General features: G+C 45.7%; 21 protein-coding genes. 4 read left to right on the top strand and 17 right to left on the bottom strand.

The features are described 5' to 3' along the window. Positions 1-34 precede the first annotated feature (34 nt). From MY7_RS12585 to MY7_RS12640, 12 genes are all read right to left on the bottom strand, one after another. Entirely contained in the window at positions 35-1,975 is a 1,941-nt protein-coding gene (locus MY7_RS12585) for an FtsX-like permease family protein (protein WP_007613226.1), read from the bottom strand. Further along, a complete protein-coding gene (locus MY7_RS12590; protein ID WP_007613227.1) occupies positions 1,972-2,724 on the bottom strand; it encodes an ABC transporter ATP-binding protein in 753 nt (250 codons plus the stop codon). Before MY7_RS12590 ends, MY7_RS12585 begins: the two co-directional genes overlap by 4 nt. Positions 2,725-2,829: 105 nt before the next feature. Then, positions 2,830-3,834, bottom strand: a complete 1,005-nt coding sequence (locus MY7_RS12595) for a sensor histidine kinase (protein WP_007613228.1) — start codon at positions 3,832-3,834, stop codon at positions 2,830-2,832. Then, positions 3,827-4,522 carry a response regulator transcription factor gene (locus tag MY7_RS12600; RefSeq protein ID WP_007613229.1) on the bottom strand — a complete coding sequence of 232 codons (696 nt, stop codon included), beginning with the start codon at positions 4,520-4,522 and terminating at the stop codon, positions 3,827-3,829. The genes MY7_RS12595 and MY7_RS12600 overlap by 8 nt, the downstream gene beginning before the upstream one ends. Positions 4,523-4,585: 63 nt before the next feature. Beyond that, positions 4,586-5,896, bottom strand: coding sequence for an ABC transporter permease (locus MY7_RS12605; RefSeq protein ID WP_029326246.1), 1,311 nt, complete (start codon positions 5,894-5,896; stop codon positions 4,586-4,588). Then, entirely contained in the window at positions 5,886-6,581 is a 696-nt protein-coding gene (locus tag MY7_RS12610; protein WP_007408816.1) for an ABC transporter ATP-binding protein, read from the bottom strand. The genes MY7_RS12605 and MY7_RS12610 overlap by 11 nt, the downstream gene beginning before the upstream one ends. A 14-nt stretch (positions 6,582-6,595) precedes the next feature. Beyond that, positions 6,596-7,576: a hypothetical protein gene (locus MY7_RS12615; RefSeq protein WP_007613234.1), complete on the bottom strand. Its 981-nt coding sequence runs from the start codon at positions 7,574-7,576 to the stop codon at positions 6,596-6,598. A 36-nt stretch (positions 7,577-7,612) separates the two neighbouring features. Further along, positions 7,613-8,599, bottom strand: a complete 987-nt coding sequence (locus tag MY7_RS12620) for an ABC transporter permease (protein ID WP_007613236.1) — start codon at positions 8,597-8,599, stop codon at positions 7,613-7,615. Between the two features lie 15 nt (positions 8,600-8,614). Continuing rightward, complete coding sequence (locus tag MY7_RS12625; RefSeq protein WP_007613239.1) at positions 8,615-9,601, bottom strand: ABC transporter permease subunit; 987 nt, start codon at positions 9,599-9,601, stop codon at positions 8,615-8,617. Next, positions 9,595-10,473: an ABC transporter ATP-binding protein gene (locus tag MY7_RS12630; RefSeq protein WP_007613240.1), complete on the bottom strand. Its 879-nt coding sequence runs from the start codon at positions 10,471-10,473 to the stop codon at positions 9,595-9,597. The genes MY7_RS12625 and MY7_RS12630 overlap by 7 nt, the downstream gene beginning before the upstream one ends. Beyond that, entirely contained in the window at positions 10,466-10,858 is a 393-nt protein-coding gene (gene ytrA / locus MY7_RS12635) for a GntR family transcriptional regulator YtrA (protein ID WP_003152275.1), read from the bottom strand. The genes MY7_RS12630 and ytrA overlap by 8 nt, the downstream gene beginning before the upstream one ends. Before the next feature lie 348 nt (positions 10,859-11,206). Beyond that, on the bottom strand, positions 11,207-11,479 hold the full coding sequence (locus MY7_RS12640; protein ID WP_003152272.1) for a YtzC family protein: 273 nt from the start codon (positions 11,477-11,479) through the stop codon (positions 11,207-11,209). Positions 11,480-11,715: 236 nt separating this feature from the next. Between MY7_RS12640 and MY7_RS12645 the strand changes: the two genes are divergently transcribed. The 3 genes from MY7_RS12645 to MY7_RS12655 all read left to right on the top strand — a co-directional run bounded on the left by MY7_RS12645 (position 11,716) and on the right by MY7_RS12655 (position 13,579). Beyond that, a complete protein-coding gene (locus tag MY7_RS12645; RefSeq protein ID WP_007408822.1) occupies positions 11,716-12,684 on the top strand; it encodes a TIGR01212 family radical SAM protein in 969 nt (322 codons plus the stop codon). Beyond that, on the top strand, positions 12,681-13,262 hold the full coding sequence (locus tag MY7_RS12650) for a tRNA (mnm(5)s(2)U34)-methyltransferase (RefSeq protein ID WP_007613246.1): 582 nt from the start codon (positions 12,681-12,683) through the stop codon (positions 13,260-13,262). Before MY7_RS12645 ends, MY7_RS12650 begins: the two co-directional genes overlap by 4 nt. 122 nt (positions 13,263-13,384) lie before the next feature. After that, a complete protein-coding gene (locus MY7_RS12655; protein WP_003152265.1) occupies positions 13,385-13,579 on the top strand; it encodes a hypothetical protein in 195 nt (64 codons plus the stop codon). 17 nt (positions 13,580-13,596) lie between these two features. On the opposite strand, the gene MY7_RS12660 is transcribed toward MY7_RS12655, so the two are convergent. The 3 genes from MY7_RS12660 to MY7_RS12670 all read right to left on the bottom strand — a co-directional run bounded on the left by MY7_RS12660 (position 13,597) and on the right by MY7_RS12670 (position 16,393). Beyond that, complete coding sequence (locus MY7_RS12660) at positions 13,597-14,406, bottom strand: glycerophosphodiester phosphodiesterase family protein (RefSeq protein ID WP_007613248.1); 810 nt, start codon at positions 14,404-14,406, stop codon at positions 13,597-13,599. 107 nt (positions 14,407-14,513) lie between these two features. After that, on the bottom strand, positions 14,514-15,593 hold the full coding sequence (locus MY7_RS12665; protein WP_025285155.1) for a tetraprenyl-beta-curcumene synthase family protein: 1,080 nt from the start codon (positions 15,591-15,593) through the stop codon (positions 14,514-14,516). Positions 15,594-15,613: 20 nt separating this feature from the next. Beyond that, positions 15,614-16,393, bottom strand: a complete 780-nt coding sequence (locus MY7_RS12670) for an alpha/beta hydrolase (RefSeq protein WP_003152261.1) — start codon at positions 16,391-16,393, stop codon at positions 15,614-15,616. 46 nt (positions 16,394-16,439) lie between these two features. On the opposite strand from MY7_RS12670, the gene MY7_RS12675 reads away from it, so the two are divergent. Then, positions 16,440-16,955, top strand: coding sequence for a gamma carbonic anhydrase (locus tag MY7_RS12675; protein WP_029326247.1), 516 nt, complete (start codon positions 16,440-16,442; stop codon positions 16,953-16,955). A gap of 176 nt (positions 16,956-17,131) precedes the next feature. On the opposite strand, the gene alaP is transcribed toward MY7_RS12675, so the two are convergent. Further along, positions 17,132-18,535 (bottom strand): alanine permease AlaP, encoded by a 1,404-nt coding sequence (gene alaP, locus MY7_RS12680; protein WP_007613254.1) that lies wholly within the window; start codon positions 18,533-18,535, stop codon positions 17,132-17,134. 203 nt (positions 18,536-18,738) lie between these two features. Continuing rightward, on the bottom strand, positions 18,739-20,637 hold the full coding sequence (gene asnB / locus MY7_RS12685) for an asparagine synthase (glutamine-hydrolyzing) (protein WP_003152255.1): 1,899 nt from the start codon (positions 20,635-20,637) through the stop codon (positions 18,739-18,741). Between the last annotated feature and the right edge of the window lie 111 nt (positions 20,638-20,748).

Below are 20,748 nucleotides of genomic sequence, written 5' to 3' on the forward strand. Positions count from 1 at the left end.
AGCCTCCGCTTATGCGGAGGCTCCTCAACTTGTTTTACAAGGCGGATTGAATGACCTTTTTATAGTATAGCACCGACAGCATGCCGAAGATGGAGTACAGCAGCGTATACAGCGCCATGACGATGATCATCGGCGTCCACACTTCCGTTCCGAATAAAAACCATCCTGACTGAACGGCAAAATAGCTATGGAACAGCCCTAGAACGAGCGGAATCCCGAAATGATACGCCTGCTTCCGGCGGATGCCTTTCAGCAGATCTCCCGTTGTGAAGCCGAGCTTCCGCAATATCGTGTAATCAGCCTTCTCATCCTCACACTCGCCCATTTGTTTAAAATAAAGGATACAGCCTGAGGTGATCAGAAAGGTCAATCCCAAAAAGCCGACAATAAACATGATCAGCCCCATGTTTTTCTTTTGAGTGTCAGCCGTTTCAAATTGCGAAAGCGCGCCGTCTGAATAGTGCTGCGCCTGAAACAGACCATCAGCTTTTTGGATGTCCTCTTCACGTTTGAGTGTAATGCCGAAAAACCGATTTGATTTTCCCTGAATGGACGGGTCGATATCTTTCTCGATCCGATCAAATACCTGCTGCGTGACGATAACGGTCGGCAGCCCTCCGCTTGTAAATGTATATGACAGGAGGAAGTCGTTCTTCAAGCCCTTATACGCCAGCGGTATTTTATCCGTTTTGCTGTTTATATCAATGGAACCTGACGTTTTCAGGTCGAGAAATCTTTTCATCATATCATTATATCCGGTAAACACGGCTTCTCCGTCAGAAAGCTCCGTCCCTTCTGCGTCTTTCTCGCTTATAATCGGCAGCGCCAAGCTGGACGGGTCTTGTTGAAAGCTTTTCATGTCGCCGTTTATGATGTTCTTCATATTGACACCGGCTTGAATGGTCTTGATTGTTTTCACTTTGTGTTCAATTCCGTTTTTCTTCAATAAAGCGGTAAATGAGTCAGTCTCCTTTTGGTTATCAAACGCAAAGTCCGCGGCTGTATTTTGCTCAGCCGATTTTTCCGCGGAATAGTACGAGATATAGCTTAGAGACAGCAAACCGATTGCCAGCGCCGAAAGAGTCGTAATAATCGTCAGCAGCACGGCGTTTGACTTCATCCGGAACATGATGGATGACAAAGACAGCACTTCACTGACATTCAGATACCCGCCTTTTGATTTTCGGATGAGATTTGCCAGAAAGCTGACCGAACCTTTATAAAACAGATAAGTTCCGATAATGACCGAGCCGAGAATAAACACCATGGCCGAAAACAGTTCATTCATGCTCGTAAAACTGCCTCCGAATAAATCCGCGGACACGGCATAGCCGGCGATAATGGCCGCAATACCGACAACGCCGATCGCCATCTGCACCCAAGAGAGCCGTCTTATGCCGCTTTCTGACGATGACGCGGTTTTAAATAAAGACAAAATGCTTTGCCGTTTAATAAATAAGTAATTCATCATCATAATCAGCAGGTAAATTGCCCCGAACACAATTAACGTCTGAACGAGCGCCTTGCTTGAAAAAAACAGTGAGACAGAGGCTTTCACACCGACTGTATGAAACAGCATCATCATACATAATTTCGAGAGAGAAAAGCCGGCAAAAATACCGATCCAAATCGATCCGAAATACAAAATGAAATTTTCTGTGCTGAGTATGCGGAAAATGTGCATTTTCGTCATGCCGATTAATCGGAATAAGCCGATTTCCCGGCCGCGCCGTTTAATAAAAATGGTGTTGGCGTATAAAAGAAATACCGACACGATCGCCACAAGCAGTACAGAGGCGGCCCGGATTGCCGCCGCTCCTTTTATGGAGCTTTTCATTTCATCAAGCGCCGGATCGTATTGCATCGTGACAAATGCGAAATAAAGGGCGGCGCTGAACACCAGCGCAAAAACGTAAAGGTAATAGTTTTTCATATTCTTTTTCAGGTTCTGGAAGATCAAATGATGAATACTCATGCCTGAACCCCGCCCAATACACTTTGCGTTTTCATAATATCCTGAAAAAAGTCCGGTCTGTCCTGGCCGCCTTTATTCAGCTGTGTATACACACGGCCGTCTTTAATGAAAACCACACGTCCGGAATAGCTGGCGGCAACCGGATCATGCGTCACCATCACAATGGTGGCGCGGCGTTTTTGATTCAGACGGCTGAGTTTATTCAGTAAATCCATGGCAGCCTTTGAATCGAGCGCTCCGGTCGGCTCATCAGCAAAAATAATGCCCGGTTCGTGAATAACAGCTCTTGCGGCAGACGTCCGCTGTTTTTGCCCGCCGGAAATTTCACTCGGATACTTATGTCTCAAATCATAGATCCCAAGCTCCTCTGCTGTCTCGGCAAATCGCAGGTCCGCCTCTTTCTTAGACATTTTCGTAATGGATAACGGCAGGAGTATGTTTTCCTTCACGGTCAGCGTGTCCAATAAATTATAATCCTGAAAAATAAAGCCGAGATGCCGTTTTCTGAATTCGGCAAGCTGTTTTTCTTTCATGGATGTAATCTCCGTCTCATTCAGTTTAATGGTGCCCGCGCTCACTTTATCAATGGAGGAAAGCACATTCAAAAGGGTCGTTTTCCCTGATCCCGACGGGCCCATAATGCTGACGAATTCCCCTTTGTGAATCTGAAGATCAATTCCTTTCAGCACCTCTTGTTTATTCAGCTTGTTTCCGTAGCTTTTTTGGATATTGCCTGCTTCTAAAATCATCGCGTTATGATTCTCCTTTTACATTGGTTATCTTTATTTTAAAAACAGAAGCCGTTTTTTTCGTTTGATTAAGCGAACAAAAGAGAAAAGCATGTGACACTTTTGTCACACGCTGAACATGCTGACGGCATCGTTCTGTTTCGGAAACACCAAGGTAAAAACCGTGCCGCTTTCCGGCTCAGAGCGCACGCTGATCTGGATGAGAAGAGGAGCCGCAGCTTTTCGAGCCAAATACAGGCCCATCCCCGTTGACGCGTGATCTCGCCTCATTCGCGTCGAGGTAAATCCCTTTTCAAAAATGCGCGGAAGATCTTTGGGCTCGATGCCGATACCGCGGTCTTCAATATCCACGTGCACCCGGCCGTTTTGTTCATAGCTTTTTACGGTAATGTCATCCGCCTCACTGTATTTGACGGCATTGCTTAACAGCTGCCTGATGATGAAGGAAAGCCATTTTCCGTCACTGAGAACGTCCGGTGAATCGAGCTGAATGTCGAACCCGATCCCTTTTTGTATACACCATGATTGCAGATTTTTAATTTCTTTGAAAACGAGCGGTCTGAGCTGAATGCGCTGGAATGATAAATCATTTTCAATAAAGGACAATCGTTTCTGATGAAGCTGCTGGTCCAGAAGATGGTGAATCCGCAGCCATTCATACAGCAAAGGGGCTTTCAGCGGCTGTTCATCAAGACGCTCAATCATGAGATGCATCGCTGTCAGCGGTGTTTTGACCTCGTGAATCCATGACATCAGATCGTCCTTTTCATGCTCTGAAGCCGCCTGAAGATGAAGTGAGCTTTTTCTTAACTGCTCTGTCTGCCCTTCAATGCTTTCTTCAACGATAGACTCAAACGGACTTTCAGGCGCTTTAAGATAAGACATGTCTAAATTGGCGTCCCACTCTCTTAAGCTTTTATAATAGGCGGTCTCTTTACGATAGCGAAACAAGAGAAATACAAGAAACACAAGGAGCGACAGGTAAACGAAATACAGCACTGAAAGAAACGGAATAGACGGATCAATATATGCCGCAAAAAGGAGCACAGCCTGCTGAAAAAGAAACATCGCAATCCAGCTTTTTCTTTCGAGCAGAAATGATTTAATCATAAAGACCGTCTTCTTCCTTTGCGATGTATCCCTGCCCCACCTTAGTTTCAATCATTTTCCCGATGCCTAATTGTTCGAGTTTTTTCCGCAGCCGGTTGACATTCACCGTCAGCGTATTATCACTGACGAAACGCTCATCATTCCATAGGCTTCTGATGAGTTCTTCCCGGCTGACGATTTTATTTTTCTGCTCAGCCAGCAGTTTTAAGATCAGCATTTCGTTTTTGGTCAGCTCGACCGAACCGTTTTTACGGCTGACCGTGTTGGTTTCTGTGTCAATGACCGCCCCGCACCATCTTTTCATCAGCGCCGGTTCTGTGCCGTATTGATGCACACGGCGGAACACCGCCTGTATTTTCGCGATTAACACATCAAAGTGAAAAGGCTTCTGAATAAAATCATCTGCCCCGAGCTGCATTGACATGACCATATCCGCGGGATGATCGCGCGAGGACAAAAAGAGAATCGGCACGTTTGATTGAGAGCGTATCATTCTGCACCAATGAAAGCCGTCAAATTTCGGCAGCTGCACATCAATAATCACCAAATCAGGCTTAATTTCGGAAAACTCCCGGATGACCCGGCTGAAATCTTTTATTCCGTGCACCGCAAATGACCAGCCCGTTAATCTCTCTTTCATCTCGTGAAATAAAGTGTTATCATCTTCTATTAACAAAATGTGAAACATGGTATCCGCCCTTTTCTGATAAATAGAGGAAAAACCGGCTGATGTCCAGCCGGCTTTTTTCCTTTACAGTTCTCTTCTTAATGCGGTCAGAACGTTGGTTTTTGTCGCTTTGCGGGCCGGGTTCATACCGGAAATCACCGCGACCCCCGCACAAATGACAACTGCGATCGCAACGAGGCTGAGCGGGATATAGGAGAAGGTATAATGAAGATCTTCAGCTCCGGTATTTCCCCCTACCGCTTTCAAAATAACCGGCACAGCCAGATTGACGGCAAAACTCACTCCGTAAGAAATGATAATCCCGATGACAGAACCTAATATCCCGATATAGGCGCTTTCCATCAGGAACATTCTGCGGATGATGGACGGGCTTGCGCCGATCGCTTTCATAATCCCGATTTCCTGCGTTCGTTCCGTCACCGCCATCGTCATCGTATTGAAAATACCGATAGCAGAAATCACGACGGCGATAAAGCCGACAAAGATCAGGCCGATTTTAAAGACGAGGAAAAAGGTGTTGACGCCCTTCAGCTCGGTAGTGACAGACCTGACATAAAAGCCGTCATCCGTGAGGTCATGGGTAAGCTGATCGACATGATCGAATTTGTCCGCATACACATTGATGCTTTTTTCCGCATTTCCATTCTTCAGATCCAAGAATGTCGAGAAGTCTTTCTTGAATTGATTACTCACAAAAATATTTGTATCCTCCATCCAATCTTGGGACGGTTTTTTTGTAATTCCGACTACTTTAAAGTCGTACGTTTTCGTTTTCTCAACGTCTCCGTCTTTGTTTGTTTTGGAGATGCTCAGCTGTATCGTTTTATTAAGCAGGTCTTTCGTATAGCCTTTTGGTTTTTTTACCTCCGACATGTCGCCTTGGTGATCCTTTAACTCTTTGTCGTAAGCGTCAGCCTCTTTTTTCGTCAATAGGTTCTTCGCAAAATCATAGCCGACCACGATTTCATTCTCTGTGCGGGCGACCCTTCCCTGATCAAGCTCCATATTGGCTTTGACTTCATCGTTCATGTTTGTCAGCACAATGGCTGAATCTTCATTTGTTCGGTTTCCCAATGACGCTTTATTCGGTTCATACACTTGTGTTCTTTCAACGACAGACTTGACATTTTTATACTTTTCCAAGTCTGATTTCTTCACGGCTTTTCCGTTTTCTTGGCCGAGTACGTTGATTTCCGTAACAATCTGCTGGCTCATCGTAATGTCTGTAATCGTTTTTTGGATGCCGAATCCGACGGAAGCCAGCACCACTAAAAACGCGCACGCCATTGTCGTCGCCAGCACCGTCATGAAAACACGCAGCCGGTTTTTCTTCATATTTCTTCTGATAAAGTGAATCTGATCCTTAAATCTCAACAGTAACGCCCCCTTTTAATACACCGTCATGCAGCTGGAATTTTGAATGCGCGATCGAAGCGACTTCATCGTCATGCGTAATGATGACAAATGTAATCCCGCGCTCCCGGTTCAGCTGCTGAATTAATGCAAGCACCTCAAGTTCCGTTTCTGAATCAAGGCTTCCCGTCGGCTCATCAGCTAAAATAATTGACGGATTTAAAATCAGCGCTCTTGCGATACTGACACGCTGCTGCTGGCCGCCTGACAGCTCATTCGGATAATGATTCGCATGATTCTCAAGTCCGACCCGTTTCAGCATGTCCGCGACTTTCTGCTTGCGTTCAGACGGTTTGACGCCTTTTAAGGCAAGCGGCATTTCAACATTTTCATAGGTTGTCAGACTCGGAATGAGCTGAAAACTTTGAAAAATAAAGCCGAAATGCCCGAGGCGGAACTGCGCCCACTCTTTTTCACTGAAGCCCGTCACATCAGTGCCGTTAATGACGATACGGCCCTTCGTCGGCGCTATGTATCCGGATATTAAATTCAGAAGTGTTGATTTTCCGGAACCGCTCCGCCCGACGATACAGGCGATTTCCCCTTTTTCAACGGTCAAAGAGACATCCTTCAATACCGGAACCTCACTCTCTCTGCCTTTCCTGCCGATTTTAAATGAATGATCAATATGCTGTACTTCTATCACGTACACCACTCCCCTTATATCTGTTTCGTTTTTTTATAGATGAAGTAATAACTGATGAAAAACCCGATAATCGCACCGAGAAGCATGCCGAATATGTAACCGGTATACGAACCGTTATAAGCATATCCGCATACCCCCGCACTTCCCAGCATACTGAGCACCATGACGAGCACTTGAATGGTGCGTTCAATGTGTTTGCTTAGGATAAAATGTCCGCTTCGTTCACTCGGCATTTTCAGGAAATTCGCATAGCCGAATAGATAGAAACAAAATCCCATTAATGCGGAGATTAACAATGCGTGTTTCATGTAATACATCCATGATATATGGATGTAAGCGGCAGGCATGAAATAGATCAGAAACCCGCTCCAAGGGAAATCAATATCCGGCACAGCCTGCCTGCCAAAAAGGAACTCAGCGTTTAACAGGTAAATCGTCATAACCACGATCGGAAAGACGGAAACCGTGAACGCTGTGATCAGCTGCGCCGCTAAATTGCCCGTTATCGTGCCGGCAGCTGTCACTAATGCATAAATCATCAAGCTGATGACCAGCATCCCTGCGCTGAACGATTGAAAATGATGGACAGCGTCAGGTTTAAGCGCTAGAAACAATATGTCAGATACTCCGTAAGAAACAAACTGCGAGCCGGCTAACACGGCTGCTCCCAAGAAAAACTTCGTATGAAATATCCGGCTTCTCGAATACGGAAGACTCAGTGTAAACATCCTTTCAGCCCGGCCTCCTCTTATCAGAAAAAGCCCCATCATAACCGGAGGAATGAAATGCAGCCCAATCAAATTCCGATTGCTGTAATCAATACTGAACGTACAAACTGAACCTGAATATTGATGAAGCGCACTCAAACAATCCTTATAGTGAAAATACTCATTTATAATTGCCAAAGGGCCTAAAATAGCTAAGAACCCCGCTGTAAGAAGCAGCAGCGTCTGCCGCTGCTTCCATTCTTTATAAAGCAAACCGCTAATCGGCACCTTGCCTTCCTCCAAACTGCTCATTTTCAAACAGATCTACATATGCTTTGACTTCCTGTAAACCGTAAAATAACTGATGAAAAACCCGATAACCGCGCCGAAGATAATGCCGGCTAAATAGCCGAACATCGTGTCTGTGACCCCATATCCGAAAACGCCGAAACCCATAACAGCAAAGGCAATCACCAAGATCTGCACCGGACGGTCCAATTTTCTCCAAAGAAAGAATCTGCCGTTCCGTTCATTCGGGTGTTTCAGAAAGCTGACATAACCGATCAGATAAAAGACAAGGCTCATCACAATCGGAATGATTAAAACCAAATCCCTTTCTCTGATCCAGTCGTTAAACACATATCCAATAGGGGTTACAAATATAAAAAGACGGGATTCGATATAACTGCTGATAAAAGAAAATTGATCTCCGACACTAAAATCGAAAACGACCTCCAAATTCGCGGCCGGCAGACCGATGAGTAAAAAGGGCAGAACCGTTACTGTAAACGCCGTTAACAGCTGGGCGAATATCTGTCCCGTTAATGCGCCGGATGCCATTAACAAGGCGTAAGCCATAAAACTGATGACAATCATTCCGATTGAAAAATGATCAAAATCGTACGTATGGCTCGGTTTCAGCAAAGATATCAGCAATGACGCCGCTCCATAGCCTAACGCCTGAGGAACAACAATGACGGCCCCGCCGAGCCAAAATTTCGTCTGAAAGATTTGGCCTCTGCTGTAAGGCATGCTTAACAAAGCATCCATCGTTCCCTTTGTCCGTTCCAAGCCTAATAAGAAGACAGCAATGATGACACTTACACTCCAGCTGAAGGAAAGAGGCGACCCATTCGTATAATTGACAACAAATTCACAATCTTGAAGAGCTGGGTTATTCAAACATTCTTGATATGTTGAGTAGTTGTTATAAACCATAAAAGGGTTTGCCGCCATTAAAAGAATGCCGCTGCATAAAAACAACCACTGATTTTTTTTCCATTCTGTGTACAACAATCCCCGCGGTATCATTCCGGTCCTCCTCTCTTACACATGCTTCGTTTTTTTATAAATCACAAAATAACTGACCAAAAATCCGATCGCTCCTCCGACCAGCATCCCGGCCACATACCCTGTCATCGTATGTCCAGTCGAGTACCCCGCCAGGCCAAAACCGAGAACGGCGATTATGATCACCACAATCTGAATGGGCCGGTCAAGCTGTCTCCAGAGGAAAAAACGGCCGTTCCGTTCCACCGGCTGCCTGACATAGCAAAAGTACCCGATGGCATAAAATACAATGCTCATCACTGCCGGGATGATTAATATATACTTGCTGGCAGATACCCAATCTGTATCAATGTACATGATCGGATTCAAGTATTGAAAAAGATTGTATACTTTGATATAAGCATCGACTGACGGCATCAGCTCATACATGCCGGCTCCGAAGATGACTTCTACATTGGACAACGGCAACGTAATGATCAAGTATGGTGATATCGACACAGTAAACGCCGTTAACAGCTGGGCGAACGTATTCCCCGTTAAGCAGCCCGCGCTCGCAACCAATGTAAAAGCCAAAACACTCACAATAATCTCTCCGACGCTGTAATGGTGAAAGAAATATACGCGCTCAGGCTTTAACAGAAGAATGAGCAGCTCAGCCAGCCCGTAGCCGATCACCTGAGCGCCGGTAATGATCGCCGCCCCGAGCCAAAATTTAGTGTGAAACACCTGAGCGCGGGAATAAGGCAGACTGAAAAGCGTATCAATCGTACCTTTCGTACGCTCCAGTCCGAATAAGCAAACCGCTAAGATGACAGCGGGCGCCCAGTTCAAGTTCAGCATTCCGCTATCCAAAGAATTCACATAAAAGTTACAATATGCTTCCGGGGTGTCCAGACAGCCTTGATAGACCAGATAGGTATTTAACACTTCAAACGGATTGACCGCCGCTAAAAAAATGCCGACCATCACAAGAACAGTTCGATTCTGCATCCATTCCCTGTACAGCAATCCCCTGTCTACCATCTCCGGTTCCCTCCAAACTTCGCGATGAAGACTTCTTCTAAGTTCACAGGAAGTTCGTTCCATACTTTCGGTTGCAGCTCTTGCAGAAAGTTCTTTTTCTTCTCATCGTTCTTTTGGATCAGCACCGTATAAAACACACCGGCATGGTCGAGAATCGGTATGTTTTGTTCTCTGATCTTCAAGGCGACGTTTTCTTCAAATGCCATTTGGATTTTCATGTACTCTTCCTTCATATCATCCAAGTCCATCACATTCGTCAGCTGATTTCCTTCCAAAAACCCGATCCGGTTGCACATTCGCTCAATATCTTCTAAACGGTGTGAGGTAATCAGAATGCTCGTTTCCCGTTCAGCCACTTCATCCACCATAAGCTGCAGCACGTCATGACGCGTTACGGCGTCAATTCCGTCCGTCGGTTCATCCAAAAGAATAAGTGCCGGGCGTGAAGCAAAGGCAAGGACGAGCGCAAGCTGTTTTTTCAGGCCTGTCGATAATTCACGGTATTTCTTCGTTTCCGGAATGCCGTATCTGTTCATCAGCTCATTGGCGTAAGTCACATCAAAATTCGGATAGATTCTGCTTACAATCGCAACAAGCTGTTTATATGTATACTTGTCATAAAAAGGATTTTCAACAGGCATATAAATGATGTTCTGTTTTACTTTCGGATGCCGCTTTATTTCCACCTGATTAAATAAAACCGTCCCTTGATCCGGCAGCAGAATCTGCTGAATGAGCCGGAGCAGTGTTGTTTTCCCTGATCCGTTTCGCCCGAGCAGCCCGAAAATCTCCCCTTTTCCGATGGTGAGCGAAATATCCTTGAGCACTTCTTTACCGTCTATCGTTTTTGAGAGATTCCGCAATTCAATCATGATCCTTGCCTCCTTTCACATCAGCGCTGATTTCCTTTATCCATTCCTGCAGCTTCTCCAGCTCAACTCCCGCGTAATGGGCATCGATGATGAGCTGTTTCAATTGCTCTTTTATCATCGTCATCTTCCCTTCAACCAATGTCGTTTTTGCATTCTCCGATATATACGTTCCTCTTCCCCTCAGCGTTTCAATGACACCATCGCGTTCGAGCTCCTTGTACGCTTTGCTGACTGTGTTCGGATTGGCGATAATGATCGTTGCCAATTCCCTGACAGAAGGAAGTTTATCCCCCGGCTTCATGATCCCTTTTAAACAAAGCTCTTTCAGTTGCTGTATGATCTGCTCATAAATCGGAGTTGAGCTTCTCGGATCGATTTGAATCATTTACTTCCCTTCTTTCTTTTACGAGCTGCTCTCTTTCTTTAAATGTTCTGCCATTGAAAACCGATGACGACAAGAACGACAAACAGACTGCTGGCCAAAACCGAGGCGGCGATAATAAGAGGCACATCTTGTTTTACGGACCTTTTGTTTTTCATGAAAGTTCCCCTTCCCTATGCTTAACATTTATATGTCGATTTCATTTTTCGAGTGTTTTATGTGTATTACATCAAGTAGTACACGTAATACAATAAACACACTCCGCCCTATTGTCAATTCTTTTTTTAAAAGAAATACAAAAAAACCCGCCGGGATTCCGGCAGGTTTGCTGAACCATTTGAAACGGCGCGGTCAGTAATCAAAATTACGCTGCAAAATCATATTGTTTTGCAAGGTCTGCAGCTGCAATCTCATTCGGTAAAGCTGCTCTCTTTGCTGATCATTCGCAGATAATGACAGCTTGTTTAATTCATTCACGGCGTTTTCAAGCATCATTTGCGCTTCACTGTACTCATTATCATTATAATGCTCTTGTTTCGAAGCGGTCATAAATTGCTCATTCGCAAATTCATACGCCTGTTCGCTTCTTTGGAGATGTTCATCTACTGATTGTCTTGTTGCCAACGAAACCCCTCCTCAGTGAATGGGAAATCAAACTTAGTTTGAGCGGACCAAAAATAATAACACCCGAAGGTTGAAGGAAAGAGAACCAAATTTTCCGTGTTTAACTAAAGGAATGAGAATCCTGCCTGCAGTCATAATAAACAAAAGAAAGCCGCATCCTGTTTTCAGATTGTGAACCCCCATCATTCATGCTACAATTTTAGGATGCATCTGATGTGAGGGAGGCTTTTTGAACATTGAACGAGAATAACCCTTTTCCTTATTCAAATACGGAAAAACGGTACCATACATTAAATTATCATCTGCGGGAGCATTTCGGGCATAAAGTGTTTAAAGTCGCGCTTGACGGCGGTTTTGACTGCCCGAATCGGGACGGCACGGTTGCACACGGAGGCTGCACATTCTGCAGCGCGGCGGGCTCCGGCGATTTTGCCGGCAATCGGGCCGATGACTTACTCACGCAATTTCACGATATCAAAAACCGCATGCACGAAAAGTGGAAAGACGGCAAATATATCGCATATTTCCAAGCGTTCACGAATACGCATGCCCCGGTAGAGGAGCTGCGTGAAAAATTCGAATCCGTCCTCAAGCTTGACGGCGTTGTCGGCATGTCGATCGCGACCCGTCCGGACTGTCTGCCGGACGATGTCGTGGAATATTTGGCCGAACTGAATGAGCGGACGTATTTGTGGGTTGAACTCGGGCTGCAGACCGTGCATGAGCGGACCGCCCTTCTGATCAACCGCGCCCATGATTTTGACTGCTATGTTGAGGGTGTCAATAAACTGAGAAAACACGGCATCCGCGTTTGTTCCCATATCATTAACGGGCTTCCGCTTGAAAACAGGGACATGATGATGGAGACGGCCAAAGCCGTCGCTGATTTGGATGTACAAGGCATTAAAATTCACCTGCTTCACTTATTAAAAGGCACACCGATGGTGAAGCAATATGAAAAAGGAAAGCTGGAGTTCCTTTCTCAAGAAGAATATGTAAGTCTTGTATGTGATCAGCTCGAAATCATTCCCCCGGAAATGATCGTTCACCGCATTACGGGAGACGGGCCGATCGAATTAATGGTCGGACCGATGTGGAGCGTCAATAAGTGGGAAGTACTGGGCGCCATTCAAAAAGAGCTGGAAACACGGGGAAGCTATCAAGGGAAGCTCTTCAGAAAGATCGGGGAGGAGACCGCCCTATGACCTTAATGCACATCCTCCCTTTCAGTAAAGAATTGCTGAAGTCCGCCGCACAGGAAGGTGATATCACGGTTGACGCGACGATGGGCAACGGACATGATACATATTTCCTGGCCGGCCTTGTCGGTGAGACAGGACATGTCCATGCCTTTGATATTCAAGCGGACGCACTCGCTAAAACGAAGGAGCGGCTCGGTGCCGACTTCGGCCCGCGCGTCACGCTTCACCATAAGAGCCATGATCAAATAAAGGCATCGCTGCCTGAAGATGCGCACGGTCGTGTGGCTTGCGCCGTGTTTAATCTCGGCTATCTGCCCGGCGGCGATAAAAGCATTACGACAAACGGTCACTCAACCATTTCCGCGATCGAACAGCTCCTTGAACTGCTGAAGGAGAACGGGCTGATCGTTCTCGTTGTGTACCACGGGCATCCTGAAGGCAAGACGGAAAAAAGTGCATTACTGGAGTACTGCAGCAATCTTGATCAGGAAAAAGCGCGCGTGCTGAGCTACGGCTTTCTCAACCAGCGAAACGACCCTCCGTTTATTATAGCGATTGAAAAGAAATCTGCCGGCAAATAAAGAATCGGCCTGTCATAAGCGGGCCGATTCTTTTTGTGTTTACTTTTTCTGAAAAATCAATTACTATGAAATAATGGAAAAAAGTTCATCTTTTAAGTGTAACATCTGGGAGGAGCGGCAGTTTGAATATTCTTCGCATCATATTTTCAAGTGTTCCCTATGTGATGTTCGTCATCATTTTATCAAGACATTTAGGATTTGAGTTCGCAAAAACCTATTACTGGTGGTTTGCTGCATTTTTTGTCATCGGGCTGATCGGCAAATTCGCAATGCACCTTGCGGCAAAAAAGAAACCGTTAAAAAAAGAGACAGCGTAAAATGCGCATGTCTCTTTTTATTTACTGTTTTGCAGCGCGCTGCGTGTATAAGCGGGATTGTTTGTAAAGATACCATCTGCTTTTTGTTTCAGCATAATAGGCGTCAGCGTATGCTCGTCTTCCTTATCAAAAAACACGTGCACTTTCATCTTATTGTGATGAATGAGCTTCACGACTGCTTCATTTGCCAATTTGGCGTTGAGCCCGACTGTATCAGCATACGTTTTGGTGGTTTGCAGCTGCTTATCATTTATCTCCTCAGCCTCGTTATCTTTTAATAATCGAACAAGAGGAACTTTTTTATTCAGAGATCGAACTTTCTTTAAGCTCTTCCCGCTAAAAGACTCAATGACTGCTTTTTGGCTGGAAATCAGCTTATGTTTTTGTAATATGTCAATCAGTTTCTTTTCCATCACCAGGCTGCCGTTGCTTTCTCTTGTCTCAATATAGTAATTGGCAGTTTGTCCGAATTTCTGTATGATTTCTTCTAATGTTAAAATCTTTTCTCTTTTTCCCGCATTCAGTTTCTTAACCTGAGCCAAAGACAGATCATCTGTCATCCCTTTACCATCTGTTGTCCGATCTACCGTTTTATCGTGAATTGCAATCAGATGGCCGTCCTTTGTCTCCCGTAAGTCTATCTCAATATAATCTGCTTTGTCTTTAATGGCACGCGCATAAGACAAAGCTGTATGTTCCGGCTCAATCGCAGAAGAGCCCCTGTGCGCTATCAAGACAGGATGATAGCCGGCGGAAGCATGGATGACGGAGCAGCCTCCAGAAATGGAAAGTAATGCTATGACCGCTAAATACTTTAATTTTTTCATAAAATTAAAGTATCATATTCTGCAGGAGGAAACAATGTTTCATTCTTCACGTCATAAATAAAAAAAACTGCGCCGTCATGATTTACACGAGAGGCGCAGTTCACCCATTACGAACTTTTCGTCCAAGCCATCTTCTGAAATTTGCGGTAGGCTCTTCCGTTGATATAAAAGAAAAATGACGTTTTTCCGCTTGCCCTGATCAGCTTTCGCGCGAGGCGGCCCATTTCTTTTTGGCCGGCGACTTTGTCATCGGATAAATAGACGCCGAGAAGCCCCCTGTTGATCAGCCGGTGAAAATTTTCATGCGGAATGCCTTGTAAATGTTCATCCGCTTTTTCAATAAAATGCTGCAGTCTCTGCATCATTTCTTCATGAGACTGATAATACGTACAGAAATTCAGATCGCCTTCAAGCAGATCCTCTTCCTGGTCAATTAAATAATCAAGCAGTATATGCAGCCCTTGTATGTACGGAAAATAACTGCTGCGGATTTTCTCAGCGGTATGTTCGTTAAAATCAGGCTGGAATGAGTAAGCGACGAGACAGAAAATACCTAACGTCGATCCGGCGCAGGCCGAGAATTCAAACCACTCCATTTCCGGAAGCTGTGACCGGTACTGCTCAAACCAGCCTTTAAGCCTCGGAACGCGTTCATGCTCAACGACATGCTTATGAACCTGAAGGTCGCAATAATAATCACACAGCTCAAGCAAATAAGGTTTAATGATACCGTAATGTTCTATTGACCCGAGCACCCGCTGGCATGTTCTGACCAGCTCATGAAGATAACCGCCATCATCCCGCTCATCTCTGTACTGATAGTACGGCCGCACCTCGGCACCGACCGTCAGCGCGTCACGCATGGAAAGATGAAGCATGCGGAAGTCCTCGGGATCGAGCGAGGTGCTGCGGTCGCACAGATTGTCCAGATAATCACTGATTGTCTGATACGCGATGATAAATTGAACGCATTTCTGTTTCTGCTCTCCCGAAAGCAGGGCTAAAATGCCGCCGCCTTCACAATGAAACGATTTATCGCGGATACTTGCGGCCGCCTGCTGCCGCAGTTCGGTATTTTTAATGGAATCTGATTTTTCCCGCCACATGTTCAATTCCTGATGAACGAGCGGAAAAATTTCCCGATACACTTTTGCCATAAGGTTAAAAGGATGTTCCGGTACTGTCAACATATGCACCCCCAGCGAATTCAAATATACTGATCTGTAAAGGCTTTTGCCGCCTTAAACACAGTTTCTCTTTCCGGTTCATTAAAAATTTCATGATAAAGCCCTTCCCATTCCCGGTACGATTTATTATGGGAAGCCACACCGGAAAACCATTTGCGGACCTTCATTTTATCGACGATTTTGTCATCACCGCCCTGCATAAGCAAAAGCGGCACCTTTAAAAACGCATCAGTCGGCACCATAGCGGCATCAATGGTTTTTAAAAGCTCTCTGTACCATCTTACGGATACCTTCGTGACATATAAAGAATCGTTTTGATCCGCTTCAATCATATCCGCATTCCTCGTTGCCATATCAGGTGATAAGCCGGAATCCACTCTGAGGGACGGAGCGAGGACGTTCAGTCCTTTAGACGCAAAATCAAGGACTTTATTGACTTTTATTTGCAGACCCAGACAAGGTGATGATAAAATGAGTGCCGTAATGCGGGGATTTCTCTGCTGCTTAAACCATTCTATCGCAATCAGCCCGCCCATGCTGTGGCCCAAAAGGAAAACGGGCGCTTCAAGCGTTCTCGCTTTATCAATCCATATATCTACTTCATCAATGTATTCTTGGAAAGAGCGAATATGCCCTCTGGCGCGGGTCGACGTTCCCTGACCGGGCAAATCACCCATCACCACGTTATATCCGGAAGATCTCCACATTTCAACGAGCCATTTATAACGCCCGTGGTATTCGCTCGCCCCGTGGATAATGACAATGGTACCGACGGGCCTGTCTGCTTTCCAAGTCCACATGCAGTTCACCTCTTACATAAATTTAGAGAAAGAAGGATGAGACATGATAATCTACCCTTATAAACAATTTACGCCTGACATACATCCTGAAGCGTTCATTGCGGATAACGCCGTCATAACGGGCGACGTCGTGATCGGAGAACAATCGAGCATTTGGTTCTCAGCCGTCATCCGGGGGGATGTTGCGCCGACAAGGATCGGAAAAAGAGTCAGCATACAAGACTTGAGCTGTCTGCATCAAAGTCCGAACCGCCCGCTTCTTATTGAAGATGACGTCACGATCGGCCATCAGGTTACACTGCACAGCGCAATCATCAGAAAGAATGCTTTAATCGGTATGGGCTCCGTCATTCTTGACGGGGCGGAAATCGGAGAAGGCGCGTTTATCGGCGCCGGAAGTCTCGTTCCTCCGGGCAAAACCATTCCTCCCGGCTGTCTTGCGTTCGGCCGGCCCGCAAAGGTTATCCGCCGGCTGACAGAAGAAGACATACGGGACATGGAAAGAATCAGAACGGAATATGTTGAAAAAGGCCGATACTATAAAACACTGCAAGAGAAATAAAAATGGATCAGCTTTGTTTTACTACTGTACCATTTTTCAAAATATTATTTAAGTAAAAACCATTTGCATTCTCCCGATTGTCAGGAAACAGAAGCAAAATGTTCAGGAATTTGTTTTATTCTTCCCCCGCCGGCCCGATCCTATGAAAAAAAGAGCCCATGTCCCGGGCTCTTTTTTTACGCTTTTTCAGCGAATGTCTGTCCGTTTTCCAGATCTATGTCTTTTCTTTTATGGAAACCTTTTCCGTAATAGGCGGCTAATAATATGCCGAACCAGACAGGACCGATGATGACGGCCACCCGGGTCTCTGCATCAAAAGCCATCAGCACAACGACAAAAGCCAGAAATGCCAGCGAGATATATGAGGAAAAGGGGTATAAAGGCATTTTATATTTCAGTTTTTTCCGTTGTTCCGGCTGTAAGCTTTTACGGTATTTCATTTGGGAAAGCAAAATAATCGACCATGTCCAAATCGCCCCGAACGTCGCAATGCTCGTCACCCACGTAAACACTTTCGCCGGCACCACGTAGTTCAGCAAAACGCCGATGCACAACGCGCCCGCTGAAACCAATACCGCTTTTCCCGGCACACCGCCTTTTGTGACCGTACCGTATGCTTTAGGCGCTTCATTTTGCTCCGCCAGATTGAACAGCATGCGCCCCGTGCTGAAGATCCCGCTGTTGCAGGAAGAAAGAGCCGCCGTCAATACGACAAAATTAATGATTCCGGCTGCAGCGGGTATTCCGATTTTTTCAAATGTCAAAACAAACGGGCTTCCGCCTGAACCGATTTCCTGCCACGGATAAATTGACATAATGACAAACAAAGCTCCGACGTAAAAAATGAGAATGCGCCAAAAAACAGTATCTATGGCCCGCGCCAGTGATTTTTCCGGATTTTTGACCTCACCGGCTGTGACACCGATCAGCTCAATCCCGAGATAGGCAAACATGACCATTTGAAGCGACAGCAGCACCCCTTTAATCCCATTCGGGAAAAAGCCGCCGTGACTCCATAAATTGCTGATTCCGAGCGCAACGCCTCCGTTTCCGAGACCGAATACGATCATCACCAGACCGATCGCGATCATTGACAGAATCGCCAAGACTTTAATGAGCGCAAACCAGAATTCAAGCTCACCGTACGCTTTAACCGCCAGAAAGTTGACAGCCGTCATAATGATGAGTGCACAAAGCGCCCAGATCCATGACGGCACGTCAGGGAACCAGTAGCCCATATAAATGCCGACCGCGGTGATTTCCGCCATGCAGGTAACAACCCATAAAAACCAATAATTCCAGCCTGTTAAAAACCCGGCAAGCGGACCGAGATAATCTCTGGCATACCGGCTGAATGAGCCGGCTACAGGCTTTTGAATCGCCATTTCCCCTAATGCCCGCATAATAAAAAACATAATCAGTCCGCTGCAGGCGTAAGCGGCTAAAATCCCCGGCCCGGCAAGCTTTATGGCAGAAGCCGACCCGAGAAACAGCCCGACTCCTATCGCGGCGCCCAACGACATAAGCGAGATATGCCGCTCTTCCAAGCCGCGGTGAAGCGTTTTTTCTTTGTTTTGCATAACTCTCCCTCCCCCTGATTTTGACAAAGAAACAACAAACCGAGACGAAATAGCCAGAAAACACTTTCCGGAATCTACCCGATTAGTCCTATTATAACCTTTTTCTGAATATTGCGTAATACTTTGTCGAAAACAGAGCGGAATAGACGGTTTACAAAAAACAATAGAAAAAAGGCTTTCGATAACATCGAAAGCCTTTTGGATTAAACGAAAATGACTTCTTTCGGCTGATGATTCAGCTCTTCCGGCACCAGTCTTTTTTCGACATTGATGCTGTGCCAGATCATGAAGATCAGCACGGTCCAGATTTTGCGGCTGTTGTCCGCTCTGTCGGCACAATGATCTTCCAGAAGCTGAAGGACATAATCCTTTTCAATATAAGCATCTGTTTCACTTTCACGAATGATGTTGCGAACCCATTCGTTCATTTCATTTTTCAGCCAGTGGCGGATCGGCACAGGGAAGCCGAGCTTTTTGCGGTTAAGCACATGATCAGGCACTACCCCTTCAGCAGCTTTGCGCAGAAGGTATTTCGTCGTGCCGTTTTTCGTTTTCAGTTCATCCGGAATTTTAGAAGCCACGTCAAACACAACTTTATCAAGGAACGGCACGCGCAGTTCCAATGAGTTAGCCATCGTCATTTTGTCAGCCTTTAACAGGATATCGCCGCGCATCCACGTATGGATGTCAACATACTGCATTTTATTAATGTCGCTGTATGAACGGCTTTCCGTAAAGTACGGCTTCGTGACATCACGGTATGAAAGCTCGGGATTGTAATGTTTGAGCAGCTGTTTTTTCACGGGCTCTTCAAAAATCTTCGCATTACCGATATAGCGCTCCTCAAGCGGTGTGCAGCCGCGGACTAAGAGGCTTTTCCCTCTCATTCCTTCAGGCATGACGGACGCCACATGAAGAAGCATTTTTTTCAGACCGGACGGAATGCGTTCAAACGGTTTAAGCGAAAGCGGTTCGCGGTAAATATTGTACCCGCCGAACAGCTCGTCCGCGCCTTCCCCGGATAACGCGACTGTTACATGTTTTTTCGCTTCTTTCGCGACAAAGTACAAAGGAATCGCCGCCGGATCTGCAAGCGGGTCATCAAAGTGCCAGACGATTTTCGGAAGCTCGTTCATATACTCCTCGGGAGAAATGACTTTGCTGATGTTTTCAATCCCGAGCGCGGCAGCCGTTTCCTTCGCTACGTCAACCTCACTGAAGCCCTGCTGCTCAAAACCGACGGAAAATGTTTTAAGGCTCGGGTGAAATTCTTTCGCAACTGAGACGATAAAAGAAGAGTCGATACCGCCGGATAGAAACGAACCGACAGGCACGTCACTTCTCATGTGAACTTTGACAGAGTCAAAGATTGCGTCTCTGACTTCTTTCACCAATTTATCTTCATCAGACTGAACAGGCTTAAAGTTCGCTTTGAAATATGTTTTAAACGCGATGTCGCCTTCCGGGCGGATCGTAAACTGGCTGCCCGGCTCGACTTTTTTCACTTCAGCGTCAAGCGTGCTCGGTTCAGGAACGAATTGGAAAGACATATATTGCTGTAAAGAAGCTGTATCAAGATCAATTCCGTTTTGAGCGGCCATTAAACTTTTTCTTTCAGATGCAAAATATACTTTGTCCCCGATGGTTGTGTAATACAGCGGTTTAATGCCGAACGGGTCTCTCGCGCCGTACATGACGCGGTCAGCTTTGTTCCAGATTAAAAACGCAAACATTCCGCGAAGCTTTGAAGCAGCTTCTTCTTTATAATGACGGTATGTCGCAAGGAGCACTTCGGTATCGGAATCTGTATTGAAAGTGTAGCCTTTCGCTTCAAGCTCTTCTCTCAATTCAATGTAGTTATAGATTTCGCCGTTAAAAATGATCCAATATTTTTCGTCTTCATATGATAAAGGCTGTCCGCCGTTTTCTACGTCAATAATACTGAGCCGTCTGAAGCCGAATCCGACGTGCTCATCATGATAATACCCATCGCTGTCAGGACCGCGGTGAACGATCATTTGGTTCATTTGTTTGATTAGCTCTTCTTGATCTGCGGTTTGAGTTAATGGATGCTTATTAAAAACACCGACAAATCCACACATAGTATAGCCTCCATAAGTGTAATTTTCTAATTGGACCCCCTTTTTATAGACGCTTTGTTACGCCATTGGTTTCACGCTATGTAAAAAATAAGCATGGCAGCATCTACAAAA

Source organism: Bacillus sp. 5B6, from assembly GCF_000259405.1.
Classification (GTDB): domain Bacteria; phylum Bacillota; class Bacilli; order Bacillales; family Bacillaceae; genus Bacillus; species Bacillus velezensis.

Excerpts from the sequence above, each read along its gene's own strand:
- MY7_RS12585 (WP_007613226.1), bottom strand. The coding sequence starts at position 1,975 with ATGAGTATTCATCATTTGATCTTCCAGAACCTGAAAAAGAATATGAAA.
- MY7_RS12590 (WP_007613227.1), bottom strand. The coding sequence starts at position 2,724 with ATGATTTTAGAAGCAGGCAATATCCAAAAAAGCTACGGAAACAAGCTG.
- MY7_RS12595 (WP_007613228.1), bottom strand. The coding sequence starts at position 3,834 with ATGATTAAATCATTTCTGCTCGAAAGAAAAAGCTGGATTGCGATGTTT.
- MY7_RS12600 (WP_007613229.1), bottom strand. The coding sequence starts at position 4,522 with ATGTTTCACATTTTGTTAATAGAAGATGATAACACTTTATTTCACGAG.
- MY7_RS12620 (WP_007613236.1), bottom strand. The coding sequence starts at position 8,599 with ATGATACCGCGGGGATTGTTGTACACAGAATGGAAAAAAAATCAGTGG.
- MY7_RS12625 (WP_007613239.1), bottom strand. The coding sequence starts at position 9,601 with ATGGTAGACAGGGGATTGCTGTACAGGGAATGGATGCAGAATCGAACT.
- MY7_RS12630 (WP_007613240.1), bottom strand. The coding sequence starts at position 10,473 with ATGATTGAATTGCGGAATCTCTCAAAAACGATAGACGGTAAAGAAGTG.
- ytrA (WP_003152275.1), bottom strand. The coding sequence starts at position 10,858 with ATGATTCAAATCGATCCGAGAAGCTCAACTCCGATTTATGAGCAGATC.
- MY7_RS12650 (WP_007613246.1), top strand. The coding sequence starts at position 12,681 with ATGACCTTAATGCACATCCTCCCTTTCAGTAAAGAATTGCTGAAGTCC.
- MY7_RS12660 (WP_007613248.1), bottom strand. The coding sequence starts at position 14,406 with ATGAAAAAATTAAAGTATTTAGCGGTCATAGCATTACTTTCCATTTCT.
- MY7_RS12670 (WP_003152261.1), bottom strand. The coding sequence starts at position 16,393 with ATGTGGACTTGGAAAGCAGACAGGCCCGTCGGTACCATTGTCATTATC.
- alaP (WP_007613254.1), bottom strand. The coding sequence starts at position 18,535 with ATGCAAAACAAAGAAAAAACGCTTCACCGCGGCTTGGAAGAGCGGCAT.
- asnB (WP_003152255.1), bottom strand. The coding sequence starts at position 20,637 with ATGTGTGGATTTGTCGGTGTTTTTAATAAGCATCCATTAACTCAAACC.